Below are 15,745 nucleotides of genomic sequence, written 5' to 3' on the forward strand. Positions count from 1 at the left end.
CGAACCCGGAAGCTAAGCCTCTCAGCGCCGATGGTACTGCAGGGGGGACCCTGTGGGAGAGTAGGACACCGCCGGACACCCATTCACGGAATGGCCACCCACACCCTGGGTGGCCATTCCGCGTTAACAGCCCACGCCGACGGGGTATTTTTGAACCTGGTGCAACGACGGGAGGGGCGATGATGCCGGACCTCGATTCCGACGCGCGCGCCCGCGCCGCCCGTGATGGGGGAATCGTCGCGATCATCGGCGACGGCCGGATGGGTCGCGCACTGGCGGCCTCGCTCCGCTCCGCCGGTGTCGACGTGCAGGGCCCGTTCGGCCGCGGCGCGACCGGTGAGGGCACCGATGTCGTGCTGCTGACCGTCCCCGACGCCGAGATCGGGCGGGCGGCGGCATCCATTCTCCGCGGTCCGGTCGTCGGACACGTCTCGGGAGCGACCACACTTGCACCCCTCGCTCCCCACGAGGCGTTCGGGCTGCATCCCCTGATGACCGTCACCGGCGCCGACGCGCAGTTCGCGGGTGTCCCCGCGGCGATCGCCGCCACCAGCGGTCGAGCGCGAGAGGCTGCCGATGCTCTCGCGGGGGCGCTCGGCCTGCGTCCGTTCGAGCTGCACGACGATGACCGCCCGGCCTACCATGCGGCTGCATCCATCGCCTCGAACTTCCTCGTGACGCTGGAGGCCTTCGCCGCCGAGCTGGCGGCGACCGCCGGCGTCCCTCGCGATGCGTTCGTCCCGCTCGTCCGCGCGACGGTCGCGAACTGGGATTCCGCCGGCATTTCCGCCCTCACCGGCCCGATTGCGCGGGGCGACGACGAGACGGTGGCGCGCCAGCGGGCTGCGGTGGCGGAGCGGATGCCCCACCGCGTCCGCCTGTTCGACGCGCTCACCGACGCCACGCGCGACCTCGTGGAGTCGACCCCGGAGACTGCCGCATGATCGTCGTCCGCACCATTGCCGAGCTGCGCGCCGCACTGGCGCCGCGCCGGAACGGCACCATCGGCTTCGTCCCCACGATGGGCGCGCTCCACGAAGGTCACGCTACGCTCCTGCGCGCCGCCCGCGCCGCGGATGACGCCGTCGTGATGTCGATCTTCGTCAATCCGACGCAGTTCAACGAGCAGGCCGATCTCGCCGCGTATCCGCGCACCGAGGCTGCCGACCTGGCGTTGGCCGAGGCCGAGGGCATGGACGTCGTGTTCGCGCCCGATATCGCAGAGATGTATCCGGCCGGGTTCGCGACGACCGTCAGCGTGACGGGCCCGATCGCCGAGACGCTCGAGGGCGCCGAGCGGGGCAGGGGCCACTTCGACGGCGTCGCGACGGTCGTGACGAAGCTGCTGCTGGCGGCGCTGCCCGATCGCGCCTACTTCGGAGCGAAGGATGCGCAGCAGGTCGCCGTCATCCGCCGTTTCGTCGCCGATCTCGGCCTTCCTGTCGAGATCGTCGTCTGTCCGACCTCGCGTGATGCCGACGGCCTCGCCCGGTCGAGCCGCAACACGCGTCTGTCCGCCGAGGAGCGGACGCGCGCGCTCGCGATCCCGCGCGCCCTCGAGGCGGTGAAGGATGCCGCCGCCGAGGGTGTCGCCCACACCGGCGCGCTGCGCGCCCGGGCCGTCGCGAAGCTCGAGGCTGCCGGCATCCGATCCGAGTATCTGGCGTTCGTCGATCCCGAGACCTTCGCCCCCGCAGCCGTCGTGGAAGGACCGGTGCTCGTCGCGATCGCGGCGCGTGTCGGCACCACGCGGCTCATCGACAACATCGTCATTGGAGGTGCGTGATGCCTGCCAAGGTCACGCTGCAGCGGCTCGCCGAGATGAAGGCGCGGCGAGAGCCGATCGTCATGGTGACGGCGTACGACTACCCCACCGCTCGCACGGCGGAACAGGCCGAGGTCGACATGGTGCTCGTGGGGGACTCGGGTGCGCAGGTCGTGCTCGGCCACGACTCCACCGTCGCCGTGACGGTCGACGAGATGCTCGTGCTGGCCGGCGCCGTGCGCAGGGGCGTGCGGACCGCCTTGGTCGTCGCCGACCTGCCGTTCGGATCCACGGAGGTGTCGGACGCGCAGGCGGTCGCCACCGCGGTGCGCTTCGTGAAGGAGGCGGGGGCCGACGCCGTCAAGCTCGAGGGCGGCGGCGAGGCGCGTCTGTCACGCATCCGCGCCATCGCCGAGGCCGGCATCCCCGTCGTCGCGCACGTCGGATTGACGCCCCAGACCGCCGTCGCGCTCGGCGGGCTGCGCGCCCAGGGCCGCACGGCCGAATCCGCCGCGCGCATCGTGCGCGAAGCGCTGGCCGTGCAGGATGCGGGCGCGAGCGTCGTCGTCATCGAAGCTGTGCCCGCCGACGTCGCCGCCGTGGTGCTGCCGCACCTGCAGATCCCGGTCATCGGCATCGGCGCCGGACCCGCCGACGGCCAGGTGCTGGTCATCCACGACCTGCTCGGCATCACCGAGGGCAAGACCGCCTCGTTCGTGAAGCGCTACGGAGCCATCGGGCCCGACATGGTCGCCGGCGTCGCCGCGTACGCGCGCGAGGTGCGCGGCGGCGTCTTCCCCGGCCCTGAGCACGGCTACTCCGCGACCGAGGCCGCCGTCGACGCCGCCCGCGCAGCACTGGACGACCGCGAAGCCTGAGGTCGGCCACACGGGCTGAGAGCAGCGCATGCCGGGCGAGCGGCATCCGCGATCCTCCTCGAGCCGATCCGCACTCGTGGCTTGTATCGCTATCCTGATACAACTTGTGCTAGAACAGAGACACAAGTTGAAGGGGGCCTCATGGTGCAGCACCGCAGTTGGACGCCGATCGACCTCGTGGGCGCGGCGTTCTCGTTGCCGCTCGTCTCGCTCTGCATCGCCGTGGCGATCGTGGCGGCCACTCTGCTCGTCGCGACCGGGCGCGTTGGACGCCGAGTCGAGCTGACCGGTTCGCTCGCCCAGCGGTATGTGCCCGAGCAGCGGACGATCGGTTTCGTTGCGAGCGCGACGATCCTGCTCTTCGCGGCGCAGGATCTCATCCTCGGCTACGTCGTGGACCTCTCGGGCACGATCGCCTGGTGGCGCTACGCTATGCCGCTCGTGTGGACCTGCCTCGGGATCGTCGTGGTGTGGGCTGTCATCATCATGCACGGGACCACCGCGCCCGAGGAGCCCGTGCTGACGGGAGCCCGCCGCACGTGGCTCGGGTTCGGCCCGCGCATCGGACTCCTCGGCGCGACCGTGACGCTCGTGGCGCTCGTTGCGACGACCGTCGCGGCAGGCGCGGCTTCGTCCCCCGACGGAGAGGGGCGGTACGTGTGGCTGGTCGTTCCGGTGGCCAATGAGGCGCAGGTCGATCCGATCCGCGTCGTGTTCTTCGGCTGGGCCTACGGCCTGCCCGCGCTCGTCGCCGCAGCGGCGCTGGCCGCAGCGACCTGGGCTGCCATCCATGCCAACGCAGCGCGTGCCTATCTGCGGCCCAGCGCCGTCGCCGCCGAGACCGAGGCGCGCCGCGGGGTCGCGGTCGCGGTCGTGCGCCTGGCGACGGCCGGAGTGCTGCTCGCGCTCGCCGGCGCCTGGCGTCTCATCGCCGACGCCGGGTCGGTGTCGAGCCTCACCATCCTCGGCGTGAACGAGGGATCGCCGTACGAGGTCGCGTGGCGCTATGCGGAGTTCGCGGCCGCCGCCGGCTGGGCGGCGCCCGCGCTAGAGGTGGTCGCGTTCGCGCTGCTTCTGCTGGTCTCCGTGCGCTCCCTGCTGGTCCGCCGCCCCGGTCCCGCTGATCCGCCGCCGCTCGCCCCCGAGGTCGCCCGCGCCGGGGCCGTGCGGTGACGACGCACCCGGTCCTCACGGCGACGGACGAAGCGAACCCCGCGCTCGATATCTATCGTCAGTTCCGGGGGCTCATCGTCTCGGGTCAGCTCGGCGCGAACGAACGACTGCCCACGGTGCGGCAGACGGCGAGCGATCTCGGCGTCGCGCCCGGCACGGCGGCGCGCGCGTACAAGCTGCTCGAACAGGACGGCCTGGTGGTCACCCGCACCGCGGCCGGCACGCGTGTCGCTCCCTCTGCCGCCGTGCTGCCCGGTCCCGTGCTGCGGCGTGTGCGTGAGCTCGTCGCCGAGACCGCGTCCGCCGGCGCCGAGGTCGACGACGTCATCGACGTGCTGCGCCTCGTCTGGCGCGCGAACGTGGGAGAGGGGTCCGCCGCGGCCTCGGAACCCGGAGCCTGAGCGTCCGATCCGGCCCCGGGCGCCGGCATCCACCATTCCGGAACCGGGATCGTCGAAGCGCATAACTTCCGAATGGAGGTTTCTGCTACTCTGACTCGGGGCCGCATCGCGTGCCCTGCTATCTCGCACGAAAGGAAGGTCGACGTGGCCCTGCCAGAAGCCTCGGTTCAGCTCTACACACTCGCTGCGGAGTTCACCGCAGACATGAACGGATCGCTCGACAAGCTCGCCGCGATCGGTCTGCGCAACGTCGAGGCGTTCGACTTCGTGCGCCGCCCGGACGAGATCCGGGCCGCACTCGACGCCTCGGGCCTGGTCTCGCCGACCGGCCACGCGCCGCTGCTGTCAGACGAGCTGTGGACTCCCGACGGCTCGATCCCCACGCCCGCTCCCGAGGTCGTTTTCGAGGCCGCCGCGAAGATCGGCATGAAGACCGTCATCGACCCGTTCGTCCCGGTCGAGCGCTGGCTCACCCTCGAGGGCGTCACCGACATCGCCGACCGGCTCAACAAGCTCGCCGACACCGCGGCGACGTTCGGCCTCGAAGTCGGCTACCACAACCACGCGCAGGAATTCATCGCCGACTTCGACGGCAGGACGGCGTACGAGCACTTCGTCTCGATCACCGACGAGCGCGTCGTGCTCGAACTGGACCTGTACTGGGCGCTCGTCGGCGGCCAGGACGTCACCGGCCTCGTCTCGCGTCTCGGCGACCGCCTGGTCGCCGCTCACGTGAAGGACGGCATCGCCCCCGAGCGCAACCCGTTCGCACCCGGTGCGGAGGAGTTCGGCTCGGGCGCTCTCGACCAGCGCCGCGCCGGTGAGGGCGACGTGCCGCTCGCAGACGCGCTGCGTGCCGCATCCGCGCTCCAGTACGCCGTCATCGAGTACGACAACAACCCCGGCGACGACGTCTTCGCCGACATCGCGGCCAGCTACGCGTTCCTCATCGAAGGCGGGTTCGCCCGATGAGCGCGGTCGGCGTCGGCATCATCGGGGTGGGCGTCATCAGCGACACCTACCTCGCCAACCTGTCGTCCTTCCCGGACGTCGAGGTGCTCATCGTCGGCGACCTGCTGCTCGACCGCGCGCAGGCGCAGGCCGAGAAGTACGGCGTGCCCGCGTTCGGCTCCGCCGAGGACGTGCTCGCTCACCCGGGCGTCGACCTGGTCGTGAACCTGACGATCCCGGCGGTCCACGTGGAGGTGTCGCGCGCGGCCATCGCGGCGGGCAAGCACGTCTGGACCGAGAAGCCTCTCGGCCTCGACCGCGACGGCGCCGCTCAGCTGCTGCGCGAGGCCGAGGAGGCCGGCCTGCGGGTCGGCTCCGCGCCCGACACGCTGCTCGGGCCCGGCTTCCAGGCGGCGCGCCGTGCGATCGAGGACGGCCTGATCGGCCGCCCGCTCTTCGCGCTCACGACGTTCCAGACGCAGGGCCCCGACCTGTGGCACCCGAGCCCGGCCTTCCTGTTCGCGAACGGTGCGGGTCCGCTGCTCGACATGGGGCCGTACTACTTCTCGGCGCTCGTCAGCCTGCTCGGTCCGGTGGACCGGGTCGCCGCCGTCGGCACGAAGGCGCGCGAAGAGCGTCAGATCCACACCGGTCCGAATGCGGGCACGACGTTCCCCGTCGAGGTGCCCTCGACGATCCAGATCGTCACGGCGTTCGAGAGCGGCCAGCAGGCGCAGAGCCTGCTGAGCTTCGACTCGGCCCTGGAGCGCCACGGCATCGTCGAGATCCACGGCACCGAGGGGACCATCGTGATCCCCGACCCGAACCAGTTCGCGGGGCGGATCGCCTACGTCAAGCCGCTCGGTGTCATCCGCGACGGCATGTCGTTCGAGCAGGAGTGGGTCGAGATCGAGCATGCCGACGTCCAGGTCGGCCGTGGTCTCGGCGCGCTCGACATGGTGCGCGCGATCGCCGAAGGCCGCCCGCACGTGGCGTCGGGCGAGCTCGGCTATCACGTGCTCGACGTCCTGCTCTCGGCGCAGGAGTCTGCCGCGACGGGTGCGACCGTCGTCGTCGAGAGCACCGTCGCGCCGGTGCCGCTGCTGCCTGAAGGCTTCGACCCCTTCGCCGCGACGCTGTAGAGCACCGCTGCACGCAGACCGCGGGTCCGCCGGCTATACGCCGGCGGGCCCGCGGTCTTTCGTCGTCGCGAGCCCCTGCTGTTCCGTGGTCGACGCCGGGTGGCGTGTGAAGCGGATGCCGTCGGCCGGGCGCCCTCAGGCGGGTGCGCCACCGCGGAGCAGGCGCTCGAGCATCTCGAGCGCGGCTTCGTGGTCGACGTCCGGGTCGAGCAGCCACTGGGTCTGCAGGCCGTCGGACGCGGCGATCACGAGGGCGGCGACGAGCTTCGGGTCGAGGTCGGCGCGCACGTGGCCGGATGCCTGCAGACCCCGCACCTGCTCGGCCATGTCGTTGCGGAGGTTGGCGAAGCGCTCGGTCGCGAACCGCTGCGCGGCGGGATGGTTGTCTTCGAGCGCCATCGCGACAAGCGTCGAGTACAGCTGCACGAGGCCGGGGATGGCCCGGTTCTCTTCAGCGGCGAGCTGCATGGCGGCGGCCGGGCTGGCGTCCGCCGGCGGGGCGTGCTTCTCGATGATGGGCTTGCGCTCGGACTCGCGATAGACCTCGACGAGGAGCTCTTCGAGCGACCCGAAGTAGTGGGTGAGGGCCGCGTGCGTCACGCCGACCTCTTCGGCGATCGCGCGGAGGCTCGTCTTCTGCGATCCGCGCTTCGCGAACACCCCGATCGCCTTGTCGAGGACCTCCTGCCGCCGGGCGATGCCCTTCGCATAGCGGCCCCGCGTGCGGGGCGCATCGTCGGGCGAGGCGGTCATACGCCGATGATACCGGGGATGCCGCGACAAAACCTCCAATTGGAGGTTCTGCATCCGTGCATCACGCGCCCATCGCGAGACCGAGGCAGGGGCCGATGATGACGAGCCACGTCGCGGCGCTGATGATCAGCACCCCTGTGGCGAAACGCCGCCAGCGCCAGGAGATCATCAGCAGCGCGGGCCCGACGAGCAGCACGATGAACGGGAGCAGCATGATGAAGACGGCCCCGTTGCCGGAGAGCGAGAACGTCACCGACAGCAGCATCAGCATCACCACAAGGCCCACGATCTGCAGTCCCACGCCCGAGAGCAGGCCCGCCCACAGCGGAGGCCGCTTCGGGCCGGTCGGCGGCTGCGCTCCGGCGGGGACTGCGGAGGCCGGCAGGCCACTGCCCGGGTACGTCCCCGGCGCCCCGTACGCGGCGGCCCCGGGCGGCTGCTGACCCCAGCCGGGCGGCGGCGCGTAGCCCTGCGGGGGGACGGACCCCGGCGGGGGGCCATAGCCGGGAGGAGCGGGCGCGTACCCCTGCGGCGGCCCGGGCGCCGGCGCGGCCGGCTCCGGCGCTGTCGGCGCCGCCGGCTCGGCCTGCTCCGGCGCCGCCGGCGCCGCCGGCTCGGCCTGCTCCGGCGCCGCCGGCTCGCCCGCGGTCTGGTCGGCCCCCTGCGCGTCCGCAGCCGGCTCGTGCCCAGCGGACTCCGCGCCGCCGGGCTCGGCCCCGGCCGACTCCGCCCCGGCCGACTCCGCCCCGGTGGGCGCGGCCCCGCCCCGCTCGGCCCCGGCCCGCTCGGGCGGCGGCGGCGCGGCGGAGGCGTCCTTGGCGCTCGGATCGGCGTCGTCGCCGCGAGCCGGGGGTTCAGGCGTGCTGCTCATGAGGGAACGTCCTTTCGGTGCGCGTGATCAGGGCGCCGCGCTGCGCCTTGTAGACGATTCGGGCGAGGAGAAGCGGGATCGTGACGAGCAGGAACAGCTGCGGCCGGGTGAGCCCGAGCCATGCGACGTCGTTCCCACGGACGAACTCGATGGCGAAGCGGAAGACGCCGTACGCGGCGATGTAGAGCGTGAGGGTCTCGCCCGCGGCGATCGGACGGTGCCGCAGCCAGAGCCACAGCACCGCGAAGGCGGCGAGGTGGAATGCGATCTCGTACACGAAGCTCGGGTGGAGCGGCACGCCGGCCGGCGAACCGGTGTACGCGGCGGCATCCGCGTCGAGCACGATGCCCCAGTCGCCGCCCGTCGGGGTTCCCGGACGCTCGGTCAGCAGGCATCCGATGCGTCCGATCGCCATCGCGAGCGCCACCGCGGGAGCGAACAGGTCGCCGGTGCGCAGCGGGTAGCGCACGATGCGCTTGGCCACGTGCACGCCGAGCCAGGCGCCCACCAGGGCGCTGAGCATCGACGCGTTGCCGTGCAGCAGCTGCTCGGTGAGACTCAGGTTCTTCGCGGGGTCGAGATGCTGCGCCCAGGTGCCGAGCCGCGACATGACCGCCGCTCCTGCGAGCGCACCGAGCACGATGTAGGCGATGCGCTCGTCCGAGACCCCTCGGCGGCGCTTCTCGACGAGGAACACGACCCCGGCGGCGGCGAGTCCGAGCGCGACGAACGCGGAGTGCGTGTCGATCGGCGGACCCCACCCCAGCAGATCGCGCAGCGTCGGGAACATGGGCCTACGCTCCGGTGATCCAGCGGATCCAGAAGGCGATCCAGAACGGCGTCGCCACCGCCGCGGCGACCGCGATCACCGACAGGTAGACGAGCACCAGCCGCGTGTCGCCCAGCTTGCAGCGCGATCTCAGCAGGCCGGCGCGCCGGGCGCGCGCGTAGCCGGCGATCGCCAGCAGCGCGAAGCCGAGGAGCGCGATCGGACCGAGCAGGCAGGCCAGGAGCGCGACCGTCGTGTAGACGCACAGTCGCAGCGGGTCGAAAGGCGGTGCTGGATCGGGCACCGTCGGATCGCGGCGGTTGAGTCCGTCGAACCCGGTCGCGCTCATGACGCGGCCATCGGCAGCAGCTCGCGGCCGCCCGTGGCGGTCGACAGTTTGCGGCGTGCGAGCGGGGCCCAGGCCTGCACCGCGCAGAAGGGAGCGCACTGGTGCGCGTCCGTCGTCTCGTTGACGGTCGCGACATGCACGCAGCACTGTGTCAGGCGCTCCTCGATCATCGTGTTGATGTCCATGAACGGCTTGACGGTGACCCGCAGCACGCGTTCTGCCAGCATCCGCCGCAGTCGTTCGTGCTGTCCGGGAAGGCGGGATGCGGCGAGCGTGGCGAGCGTGCCGATGCCCAGGTCGCAGTTCACGCAGATGTCGCGCCAGATGTCGCTCATCGACGGGTGCGACAGCGACGACTGCTCGCTGAGCAGGTCGAGCAGCGAGTTCTTGACCACGTCGCGGATCGCCTTGTTGACGTTCGAGTCCGCGATGCGGTTCGCGAGCAGGTCGGGGTTGAGGTCGAGGAACTCCTTCAGCCGCTCGGGGCCGATGAGCCCGACGAGCGACTTCCACTGGCCGGCATCGTCCTTGAGCAGGTAGCCGACCGAGCAGCAGTGCGGGTGGCTGCAGGGGAGGGCGGTGAGGTCGCGCCACGTCACCTCGCCGTCGGTCTGCGGCCCGAGTCGCGCGAGCACCCCGGTGTGGGTGAGGCGGTCGTCGGGGTCGATGCCTGAGGACCTGCCTGAGCCGAACACGGGCTGGATCGTCACGCCGCCGACGTAGGGGGTCGCCATCGCGCGGCGGATGACCGCGCCGATCTCGCCGTCGTTGACCCCGAGCGCCGCGGTCATCGTGAGGGTCGTGAAGACTCCTGCCCCGCTCAGGCGTTCGAGCGCGCGCTCCTTGAACCGGCGGATGTCGGCGCCCCTGTGGAAGCGCGACGACTCGGCGCTCTCGCCGTCGTACTGCAGGTAGATCTCCACGCGCTCGCGGTGCTTCTTGAGCGTCTCGACGAAGGCGTCGTCCTGGGCGATCCGCAGGCCGTTGGAGTTGATCAGGATGCGGACGATCGGCCGCGCGACGAGGTGCTCCAGCAGCTGCTCGAGCCAGGGGTAGAGGGTCGGTTCTCCGCCCGAGAGCATCAGCACGTCGATGCGGTCGTTCTCGCGCGCGAGGCGTGCGTCGACCGACGCGAGCACCTCGGCCAGCGGTGCGACGGCCGACGCGGCGGGTCCCGACTCGGCGAAGCAGGTGGGGCAGCGGAGGTTGCAGTGGTCGGTGAGGTCTTCGAGCAGGATGCAGGTGTGCTGCGTCTGCATCTGGGGCAGGCCGTCCTCGTAGGCCGAGGGCACGGGCTTGAAGTTGCCGGCGACGTCCGGGGTGTGGATCTTCGTCGGCGCCGTCCACTGCTCCAGATACGAGAGGATGTCGGCATCCTCGTCGTAGAGCGTCCGCATGAACCCGTGGTCGGGGCATCCGCGTTCCAGCCACACCCGGCCGCCGCGTACCGCGAGCCACCCCGACAGCCGCCGCACGTCGGCGAGCGACCGATCGGGATCCTCCTCGTGACAGTGCGGGCAGAACGCGTTGACATAGCGATGGACCCGATAGTCCCGCAGAGGCATTCCCGCGCCGGCAGTGGCTGTCATGAGGTGACGATAGCGTGCGGCGGGCTGCGGGAGTATGGAAGGGAGAGGAGGCCGGATGCCGCAGCACGATCCCGCACGCCGGTTCTCGGCCGAGCTCCGTCACGCGCTGGCCAGTCTGTTCCGGCTCACGCCGGCGCCGGGGCCGCGATGGGCGATCGGGCTGCGGGCCGCGATCGCGATGGCCGTGCCGATCGCCACGATGTCGCTGATCGGTCGCCCCGATCTCGGCTTCCAGGCGGCGACGGGCGCCTTCGTGGCCCTCTACGGCACGCATCTGCCGGTGATCGAGCGTGTGCGGGTGGTGCCGTTCATCGCCGGGGCCCTCGCTGCCGCGGCGGGGCTCGGCGCGCTCGCCGGGTCGTCGCAGGCGGCGACGCTGGTCGGTCTCGCGGTCGTCTCCATCGCCGCGGCCGCCGCGATGTTCGGGTTCCGCGTCGGGCCGCCCGGTCCGTTGTTCGTCGTCCTCGTGTACGGGCTGTCGTCGCACATCGTCGCGTCGGGCGCGGACGCCGGGGCCTACGTCGCGACCGTGGCGTGCGGCATCCTGTTCGCGTCCGCGGTCTCGCTGGTCCCCCTGCTGCTCCCGAGCAGACGCCGGGTCGCGGCGCGACCGCTCCGCCGGATCCTCCCCGGTCCCGCCTGGTCGTCGGGGGAGCGGATGCTGGTCGCCCGGGTCGCGATCGTGACCGTCGTCGGCATCGCCCTGGGCCTCGTGCTCGATCCCGACCGCGCGTACTGGATCGTCGGCGCCGCGATCGCGGTGATCGGCGTCGTGGCCGACCGCCGGGCGGCGTTCACCCGCGGGCTGCATCGGATGATCGGCACGGTCGTCGGCGCCGGCATCTATCTGCTGCTGGCGCCGCTGCCCCTGCCGGCGCTGTGGCTCGCCCTCGTGCTCGGCGTGCTCCAGTTCACGATCGAGCTGTTCGTGGTGCGCAATTACGCCCTCGCGCTCGTGTTCATCACGCCGCTCGTGCTGCTGCTGACCGGGGCCGCCACGGGAGCGGTCGACACCGTGGCCGTGGCGACCGAGCGGGTCGTCGACACGCTGGTGGGCGCCGCGCTCGGTGCGGTGAGCGGACTGCTGCACGCGCGCGACGACTGATGCGGCATCCATCGATCGGTTGACATCGGGCTCGACCGCGGGCCGGACGCGTGCGACAGCGTCCGGCGGTGGAGTGGAACGGTGCACCGGTTCACCCATTCCCTGTCTCACGCCCTGACGTCGCGCCGCGGCGCATGGGTGTCGCTCGCCCTCGGTCTTCTCGCCCTCGTCGCGCTGCTCGGGGTCTTCGGCCGTGCGGATCTCGCCGCGGGCAGCGATCCCGTCCCGCCGCAGTTCGAGAGCGGGCAGGTCGCCGCGCTCGCGGACGAGTTCCCGGATGCCGACGAGCAGACGCTGCTCGTCGTCGCGAGCCGCGACGACGGCGGTGCCCTCACGCCGGCGGACCTCGACGGCATCGCCGCGCTCGTGCCCGTCATCGACGCCGAGACCGGAGGCACGTCGCGGGGACCGATCCCCAGCGAGGACGGCGAGGCGGCCGTGATCCAGTCGACGATCGAACCGGGGTCGGGCGAGGACGCGACGGAGCACGCGGTCGACGGTCTGAGGTCGGCGATCGCCGACCACCCGGTCGACGGGATCTCGGTGCAGGTCACCGGGGGCGCGGCGTTCGGCGTCGACGTCGCCGCCGCGTTCGACGGGGCGGACTTCACACTGCTGCTCGTCACGATCGGCATCGTGGCGGCGCTCCTCATCCTCACCTACCGTTCCCCCGTGCTGTGGCTCGTGCCGCTCGTCGTCGTCGCGCTGGCCGACCAGCTCGCGAGCAAGGCGACGGCGGCGCTGGGCACGGCCCTCGACCTCCAGTTCGACACCGGTATCGTGAGCGTCCTCGTCTTCGGCGCCGGAACCAACTACGCGCTGCTGCTGGTGTCGCGCTACCGCGAGCAGCTGCTGCGCGAGGACGACCACCGCGTCGCCCTGGCGCGCGCATGGCGTGCGAGCCTGCCCGCGATCGTGGCGTCCAACGCGACGGTGGTGCTGTCGCTGCTGACGCTGCTGCTGGCCGTCGTGCCGGGGACGCGGGGCCTCGGCATCGCATCGGCGCTGGGGCTGCTGATCGCGCTCGCCGCGGTGCTGCTCGTGCTTCCTCCGGCGCTCGCCGTGTGCGGCCGGCGCGTGTTCTGGCCCTTCGTGCCGCACCCCGGCGCCCCGGCGCCCCGGGTCGGCGCGTGGCGTGCGCTGGGCGCCCGTGTGGTCGCGCGTCCGATGCTCCCCGTCGTCGCGGGACTCCTGCTGCTCGCCGTCGCGGCGACGGGCCTCATCGGCACCCAGCTCGGGCTGACGCAGGCCGAACGCTTCCGGGTGCCGTCCGAGTCGGCGGTCGGGCTCGAGGTGCTGGGCGACCACTTCACTGCGGGGGAGGCGGAGCCGATGGTGGTCATCGCCGACGCGGCGGACGCGGATGCCGTCGCGACGGCGGTCGACGGTGTCGAGGGCGTGGAACGCACCACCCTCGTCGCCGAGAGCGACGACTCGTCGCTCGTGAAGCTGCTCGTGATCGGCGACGCCGAACCCGGTTCGCCCGAGAGCCTGCAGCTGGTGCGCGATGTGCGGGATGCCGCCCATGACGCCTCCGGGTCCGCCCTCGTCGGCGGGCCGGCGGGTGCCGCGGTGGATGCCCGCGACGCCAACGTGCGCGACTTCCTGGTGATCGCCCCGCTGGTGCTGCTCGTGACCCTCGTGGTGCTGATCGTGCTGCTGCGCGCGGTGGTCGCGCCGCTCGTGCTGCTGCTCGTGAACGCGCTCAGCGCGACCGCGGCGATCGGCGCCGGCGCCTGGCTCGGACGCGTGCTGTTCGGGTGGACAGCCCTGGACCTGCAGGTGCCCCTGCTGGCGTTCCTCTTCTTGGTGGCGCTCGGCGTGGACTACACGATCTTCCTCGTGCACCGGGCGCGCGCCGAGGCGGGGATCGTGGGCACGAGGCCCGGCATGGTCAACGCGGTGGCTGCGACGGGCGGCGTCATCACGAGCGCCGGGCTGGTGCTCGCGGGCGTCTTCGCGGCGCTGGGGCTGTTGCCGCTGGTGACCCTGGGGCAGCTCGGCCTCATCGTCGGCGTCGGTGTGCTGGTGGATACGCTGGTCGTGCGCACCCTCGTCGTGCCCGCGCTGTTCTCGCTGATCGGCGACCGGATGTGGTGGCCGGGGCGGCTCTCGGCATCGCACGACGCGGGCGACCGCGCTCGAGAGGAGGGGGTGTCGGGGAATGCCGCAGTTCTCCACGAGCGCGTCGGCTGACGAGGCGCCGCCGACGACGCTGAGGTCCTGGCGGGGACTCGTCGGCTCCATCCGGGTCGGGCAGTCCGTCATCACGGCGGCGCTCATCGTGATCGGTGCGCTGCGCGCGGTCGCGGACGGCACGCCGGTGCCCTGGGTGGTCGCTGTGTCGGTGGTGTTCGCCGGGTGGTACTTCGGCGGGCTGCTGCTGAGCGAGCGCACGCGGGATCACGCGGTCGCGGCCGGTTGGCTCGTCGGACTCGCTCTCATCTGGATCGGGGCGGTCGCGATCTCGCCGGAGTTCGTGTGGCTCGCGTTCCCGCTGTGGCTGCTCGCCGGGTTCGTGATGCGCATGCGGTGGGCGATCCTCTTCAGCCCGGTCGTGCTGCTCGTCGTGATCGCCGCCCCGCTGCTGCACACCGGCACGACGAGCTACGCGAACATCATCGGCCCCGCCGTCGGCGGCGTGTTCGCCCTGGGCATCTCGCGGGGCTACCTGGAGCTGGTCCGCGACGGGCGCGAACGGCAGCGGCTCATCGCGTCGCTCGTGGCCGCACAGCAGGAGACCGCCGCCCTGCAGGACGAGCTCGCCCTCGAACAGCGCGACGCCGGAGCGGTCGCCGAGCGCACGCGCCTGTCGCGCGACATCCACGACACCGTCGCACAGAGCCTCACGTCGATCGGCATGATCGCGGCATCCGCCACCGCCGCTGCGGACTCTGCGACGGGGGGATCGGATGCCGCCGCCCGCGCGTTCTCGCAGATCGGGGAGCTCGCGCGCGAAGGCCTGGCCGACACCCGCCGCATCGTCGACGCGCTCATGCCCGCGCAGCTGGAGGGCGCGGCCCTCGCCGACGCGCTGCGTCGCATGCTCGTGCGTCTGCACGACGAGACGGGCATCCACACCGAGCTGCGCGTCGACGAGGACTTCCCGCCGCTGCCTGTCACGACCGAAGTCGCTCTGCTGCGCACCGCGCAGTCGGCGCTCGCGAACGTGCGGCTGCACGCCCGTGCGGGCCGGGTCGTGGTGACGATGTCCGACGGGGGCGACACCGTGCGCCTCGACGTGGTCGACGACGGCATCGGCTTCGACGCGACCGGGTGGGCGTCCCGGCCCGCCGGACCCGAGGGCGGCTACGGGCTGCGGGCGATCCGCGATCGCCTGCGCGAGCTGGGCGGAACGCTCGACGTCGAGAGCGCACCGGGCGAAGGGGCGGCCCTCTCGGCGTCCGTGCCGATCATGACGGGCGGGGCGCGATGAGCGGCATCCGGGTTCTCATCGTGGACGACCACCCGATCATCCGCACCGGCGTCCGTTCCCTGTTCACCGGGTCGAGCGGCGTCGAGGTCGTCGGCGAGGCGGCGACCGGTGAAGAGGCCGTGGCCCTCGCCCGCCATCTGACACCGGATGTCGTGCTGTGCGACCTGCGCCTGGGCGAAGGCGCCGACGGCGTGCAGACGACCGCGGCGCTGCGCGCGCTCGAACCGGCTCCCGCGGTCGTCATCCTCACCACCTTCGACCGGGATGCCGAGATCCTCGGCGCCATCGAGGCCGGTGCATCCGGCTACGTGCTCAAGGACGCGCCGCCCGAGGCGATCGTCCGCGCGGTCCACGATGCGGCGGCCGGCAGGCTCGCGCTCACGCCGGAGCTCAGCGCGCGCGTCGTGCAGGTGCTGCGCGCGCCCCGGGTGCGGCTCACCGAGCGCGAGCTCGACGTGCTCCGGCTCCTGGCGACCGGCGCCTCCAACCCCGAGATCGCCAAGACGCTGTTCGTCACCGAGGCGACGGTCAAGACCCACCTCGTCCACATCTTCGGCAAGCTC

Annotated in this window: 16 protein-coding genes and 1 rRNA gene; 12 read left to right on the forward strand and 5 right to left on the reverse strand. The window is 72.2% G+C overall.

What is annotated here, in order from left to right:
• The 8 genes from rrf to ACTHNQ_RS01995 all read left to right on the forward strand — a co-directional run.
• Positions 1 to 77 (forward strand): 5S ribosomal RNA (gene rrf / locus ACTHNQ_RS01960); the annotation flags it as partial.
• A gap of 105 nt (positions 78 to 182) precedes the next feature.
• On the forward strand, positions 183 to 944 hold the full coding sequence (locus ACTHNQ_RS01965) for a DUF2520 domain-containing protein (protein ID WP_440330758.1): 762 nt from the start codon (positions 183 to 185) through the stop codon (positions 942 to 944).
• Complete coding sequence (gene panC, locus ACTHNQ_RS01970; protein ID WP_440330759.1) at positions 941 to 1,786, forward strand: pantoate--beta-alanine ligase; 846 nt, start codon at positions 941 to 943, stop codon at positions 1,784 to 1,786. Before ACTHNQ_RS01965 ends, panC begins: the two co-directional genes overlap by 4 nt.
• Complete coding sequence (gene panB / locus ACTHNQ_RS01975; RefSeq protein ID WP_440330760.1) at positions 1,786 to 2,643, forward strand: 3-methyl-2-oxobutanoate hydroxymethyltransferase; 858 nt, start codon at positions 1,786 to 1,788, stop codon at positions 2,641 to 2,643. Before panC ends, panB begins: the two co-directional genes overlap by 1 nt.
• Positions 2,644 to 2,784: 141 nt before the next feature.
• Positions 2,785 to 3,816, forward strand: coding sequence for a hypothetical protein (locus ACTHNQ_RS01980; protein WP_440330761.1), 1,032 nt, complete (start codon positions 2,785 to 2,787; stop codon positions 3,814 to 3,816).
• Positions 3,813 to 4,217 carry a GntR family transcriptional regulator gene (locus tag ACTHNQ_RS01985; protein WP_440330762.1) on the forward strand — a complete coding sequence of 135 codons (405 nt, stop codon included), beginning with the start codon at positions 3,813 to 3,815 and terminating at the stop codon, positions 4,215 to 4,217. The genes ACTHNQ_RS01980 and ACTHNQ_RS01985 overlap by 4 nt, the downstream gene beginning before the upstream one ends.
• A 144-nt stretch (positions 4,218 to 4,361) precedes the next feature.
• On the forward strand, positions 4,362 to 5,189 hold the full coding sequence (locus ACTHNQ_RS01990; RefSeq protein WP_440330763.1) for a sugar phosphate isomerase/epimerase family protein: 828 nt from the start codon (positions 4,362 to 4,364) through the stop codon (positions 5,187 to 5,189).
• Positions 5,186 to 6,310, forward strand: coding sequence for a Gfo/Idh/MocA family protein (locus ACTHNQ_RS01995; RefSeq protein ID WP_440330764.1), 1,125 nt, complete (start codon positions 5,186 to 5,188; stop codon positions 6,308 to 6,310). Before ACTHNQ_RS01990 ends, ACTHNQ_RS01995 begins: the two co-directional genes overlap by 4 nt.
• 135 nt (positions 6,311 to 6,445) lie before the next feature.
• Here ACTHNQ_RS01995 and ACTHNQ_RS02000 read toward each other — a convergent pair whose 3' ends face one another.
• From ACTHNQ_RS02000 to ACTHNQ_RS02020, 5 genes are all read right to left on the reverse strand, one after another.
• Positions 6,446 to 7,063, reverse strand: coding sequence for a TetR/AcrR family transcriptional regulator (locus tag ACTHNQ_RS02000; RefSeq protein WP_440330765.1), 618 nt, complete (start codon positions 7,061 to 7,063; stop codon positions 6,446 to 6,448).
• A 61-nt stretch (positions 7,064 to 7,124) separates the two neighbouring features.
• Positions 7,125 to 7,934: a hypothetical protein gene (locus ACTHNQ_RS02005; RefSeq protein ID WP_440330766.1), complete on the reverse strand. Its 810-nt coding sequence runs from the start codon at positions 7,932 to 7,934 to the stop codon at positions 7,125 to 7,127.
• Entirely contained in the window at positions 7,918 to 8,724 is an 807-nt protein-coding gene (locus ACTHNQ_RS02010) for a prolipoprotein diacylglyceryl transferase (RefSeq protein ID WP_440330767.1), read from the reverse strand. Before ACTHNQ_RS02010 ends, ACTHNQ_RS02005 begins: the two co-directional genes overlap by 17 nt.
• Positions 8,725 to 8,728: 4 nt before the next feature.
• Positions 8,729 to 9,052, reverse strand: a complete 324-nt coding sequence (locus ACTHNQ_RS02015) for a hypothetical protein (protein ID WP_440330768.1) — start codon at positions 9,050 to 9,052, stop codon at positions 8,729 to 8,731.
• Positions 9,049 to 10,641: a radical SAM protein gene (locus ACTHNQ_RS02020; RefSeq protein WP_440330769.1), complete on the reverse strand. Its 1,593-nt coding sequence runs from the start codon at positions 10,639 to 10,641 to the stop codon at positions 9,049 to 9,051. The genes ACTHNQ_RS02015 and ACTHNQ_RS02020 overlap by 4 nt, the downstream gene beginning before the upstream one ends.
• 55 nt (positions 10,642 to 10,696) lie before the next feature.
• Between ACTHNQ_RS02020 and ACTHNQ_RS02025 the strand changes: the two genes are divergently transcribed.
• The 4 genes from ACTHNQ_RS02025 to ACTHNQ_RS02040 all read left to right on the forward strand — a co-directional run.
• On the forward strand, positions 10,697 to 11,746 hold the full coding sequence (locus ACTHNQ_RS02025) for an FUSC family protein (protein ID WP_440330770.1): 1,050 nt from the start codon (positions 10,697 to 10,699) through the stop codon (positions 11,744 to 11,746).
• 81 nt (positions 11,747 to 11,827) lie between these two features.
• On the forward strand, positions 11,828 to 13,942 hold the full coding sequence (locus tag ACTHNQ_RS02030; RefSeq protein WP_440330771.1) for an MMPL family transporter: 2,115 nt from the start codon (positions 11,828 to 11,830) through the stop codon (positions 13,940 to 13,942).
• Entirely contained in the window at positions 13,911 to 15,182 is a 1,272-nt protein-coding gene (locus ACTHNQ_RS02035) for a sensor histidine kinase (RefSeq protein WP_440330772.1), read from the forward strand. Before ACTHNQ_RS02030 ends, ACTHNQ_RS02035 begins: the two co-directional genes overlap by 32 nt.
• Positions 15,179 to 15,745, forward strand: a 567-nt coding sequence (locus ACTHNQ_RS02040) for a response regulator (RefSeq protein ID WP_440330773.1), incomplete at its 3' end; no start/stop codon positions are given. The genes ACTHNQ_RS02035 and ACTHNQ_RS02040, both read left to right, overlap by 4 nt.

Origin of the sequence: Microbacterium sp. (assembly GCF_051953575.1) — a bacterium.
Lineage (GTDB): Bacteria > Actinomycetota > Actinomycetes > Actinomycetales > Microbacteriaceae > Microbacterium.

Excerpts from the sequence above, each read along its gene's own strand:
- ACTHNQ_RS02005 (WP_440330766.1), bottom strand. The coding sequence starts at position 7,934 with ATGAGCAGCACGCCTGAACCCCCGGCTCGCGGCGACGACGCCGATCCG.
- panC (WP_440330759.1), top strand. The coding sequence starts at position 941 with ATGATCGTCGTCCGCACCATTGCCGAGCTGCGCGCCGCACTGGCGCCG.
- ACTHNQ_RS02015 (WP_440330768.1), bottom strand. The coding sequence starts at position 9,052 with ATGAGCGCGACCGGGTTCGACGGACTCAACCGCCGCGATCCGACGGTG.
- panB (WP_440330760.1), top strand. The coding sequence starts at position 1,786 with ATGCCTGCCAAGGTCACGCTGCAGCGGCTCGCCGAGATGAAGGCGCGG.
- ACTHNQ_RS01965 (WP_440330758.1), top strand. The coding sequence starts at position 183 with ATGCCGGACCTCGATTCCGACGCGCGCGCCCGCGCCGCCCGTGATGGG.
- ACTHNQ_RS02035 (WP_440330772.1), top strand. The coding sequence starts at position 13,911 with ATGCCGCAGTTCTCCACGAGCGCGTCGGCTGACGAGGCGCCGCCGACG.
- ACTHNQ_RS01980 (WP_440330761.1), top strand. The coding sequence starts at position 2,785 with ATGGTGCAGCACCGCAGTTGGACGCCGATCGACCTCGTGGGCGCGGCG.
- ACTHNQ_RS02010 (WP_440330767.1), bottom strand. The coding sequence starts at position 8,724 with ATGTTCCCGACGCTGCGCGATCTGCTGGGGTGGGGTCCGCCGATCGAC.
- ACTHNQ_RS02020 (WP_440330769.1), bottom strand. The coding sequence starts at position 10,641 with ATGACAGCCACTGCCGGCGCGGGAATGCCTCTGCGGGACTATCGGGTC.
- ACTHNQ_RS01995 (WP_440330764.1), top strand. The coding sequence starts at position 5,186 with ATGAGCGCGGTCGGCGTCGGCATCATCGGGGTGGGCGTCATCAGCGAC.
- ACTHNQ_RS02000 (WP_440330765.1), bottom strand. The coding sequence starts at position 7,063 with ATGACCGCCTCGCCCGACGATGCGCCCCGCACGCGGGGCCGCTATGCG.
- ACTHNQ_RS02025 (WP_440330770.1), top strand. The coding sequence starts at position 10,697 with ATGCCGCAGCACGATCCCGCACGCCGGTTCTCGGCCGAGCTCCGTCAC.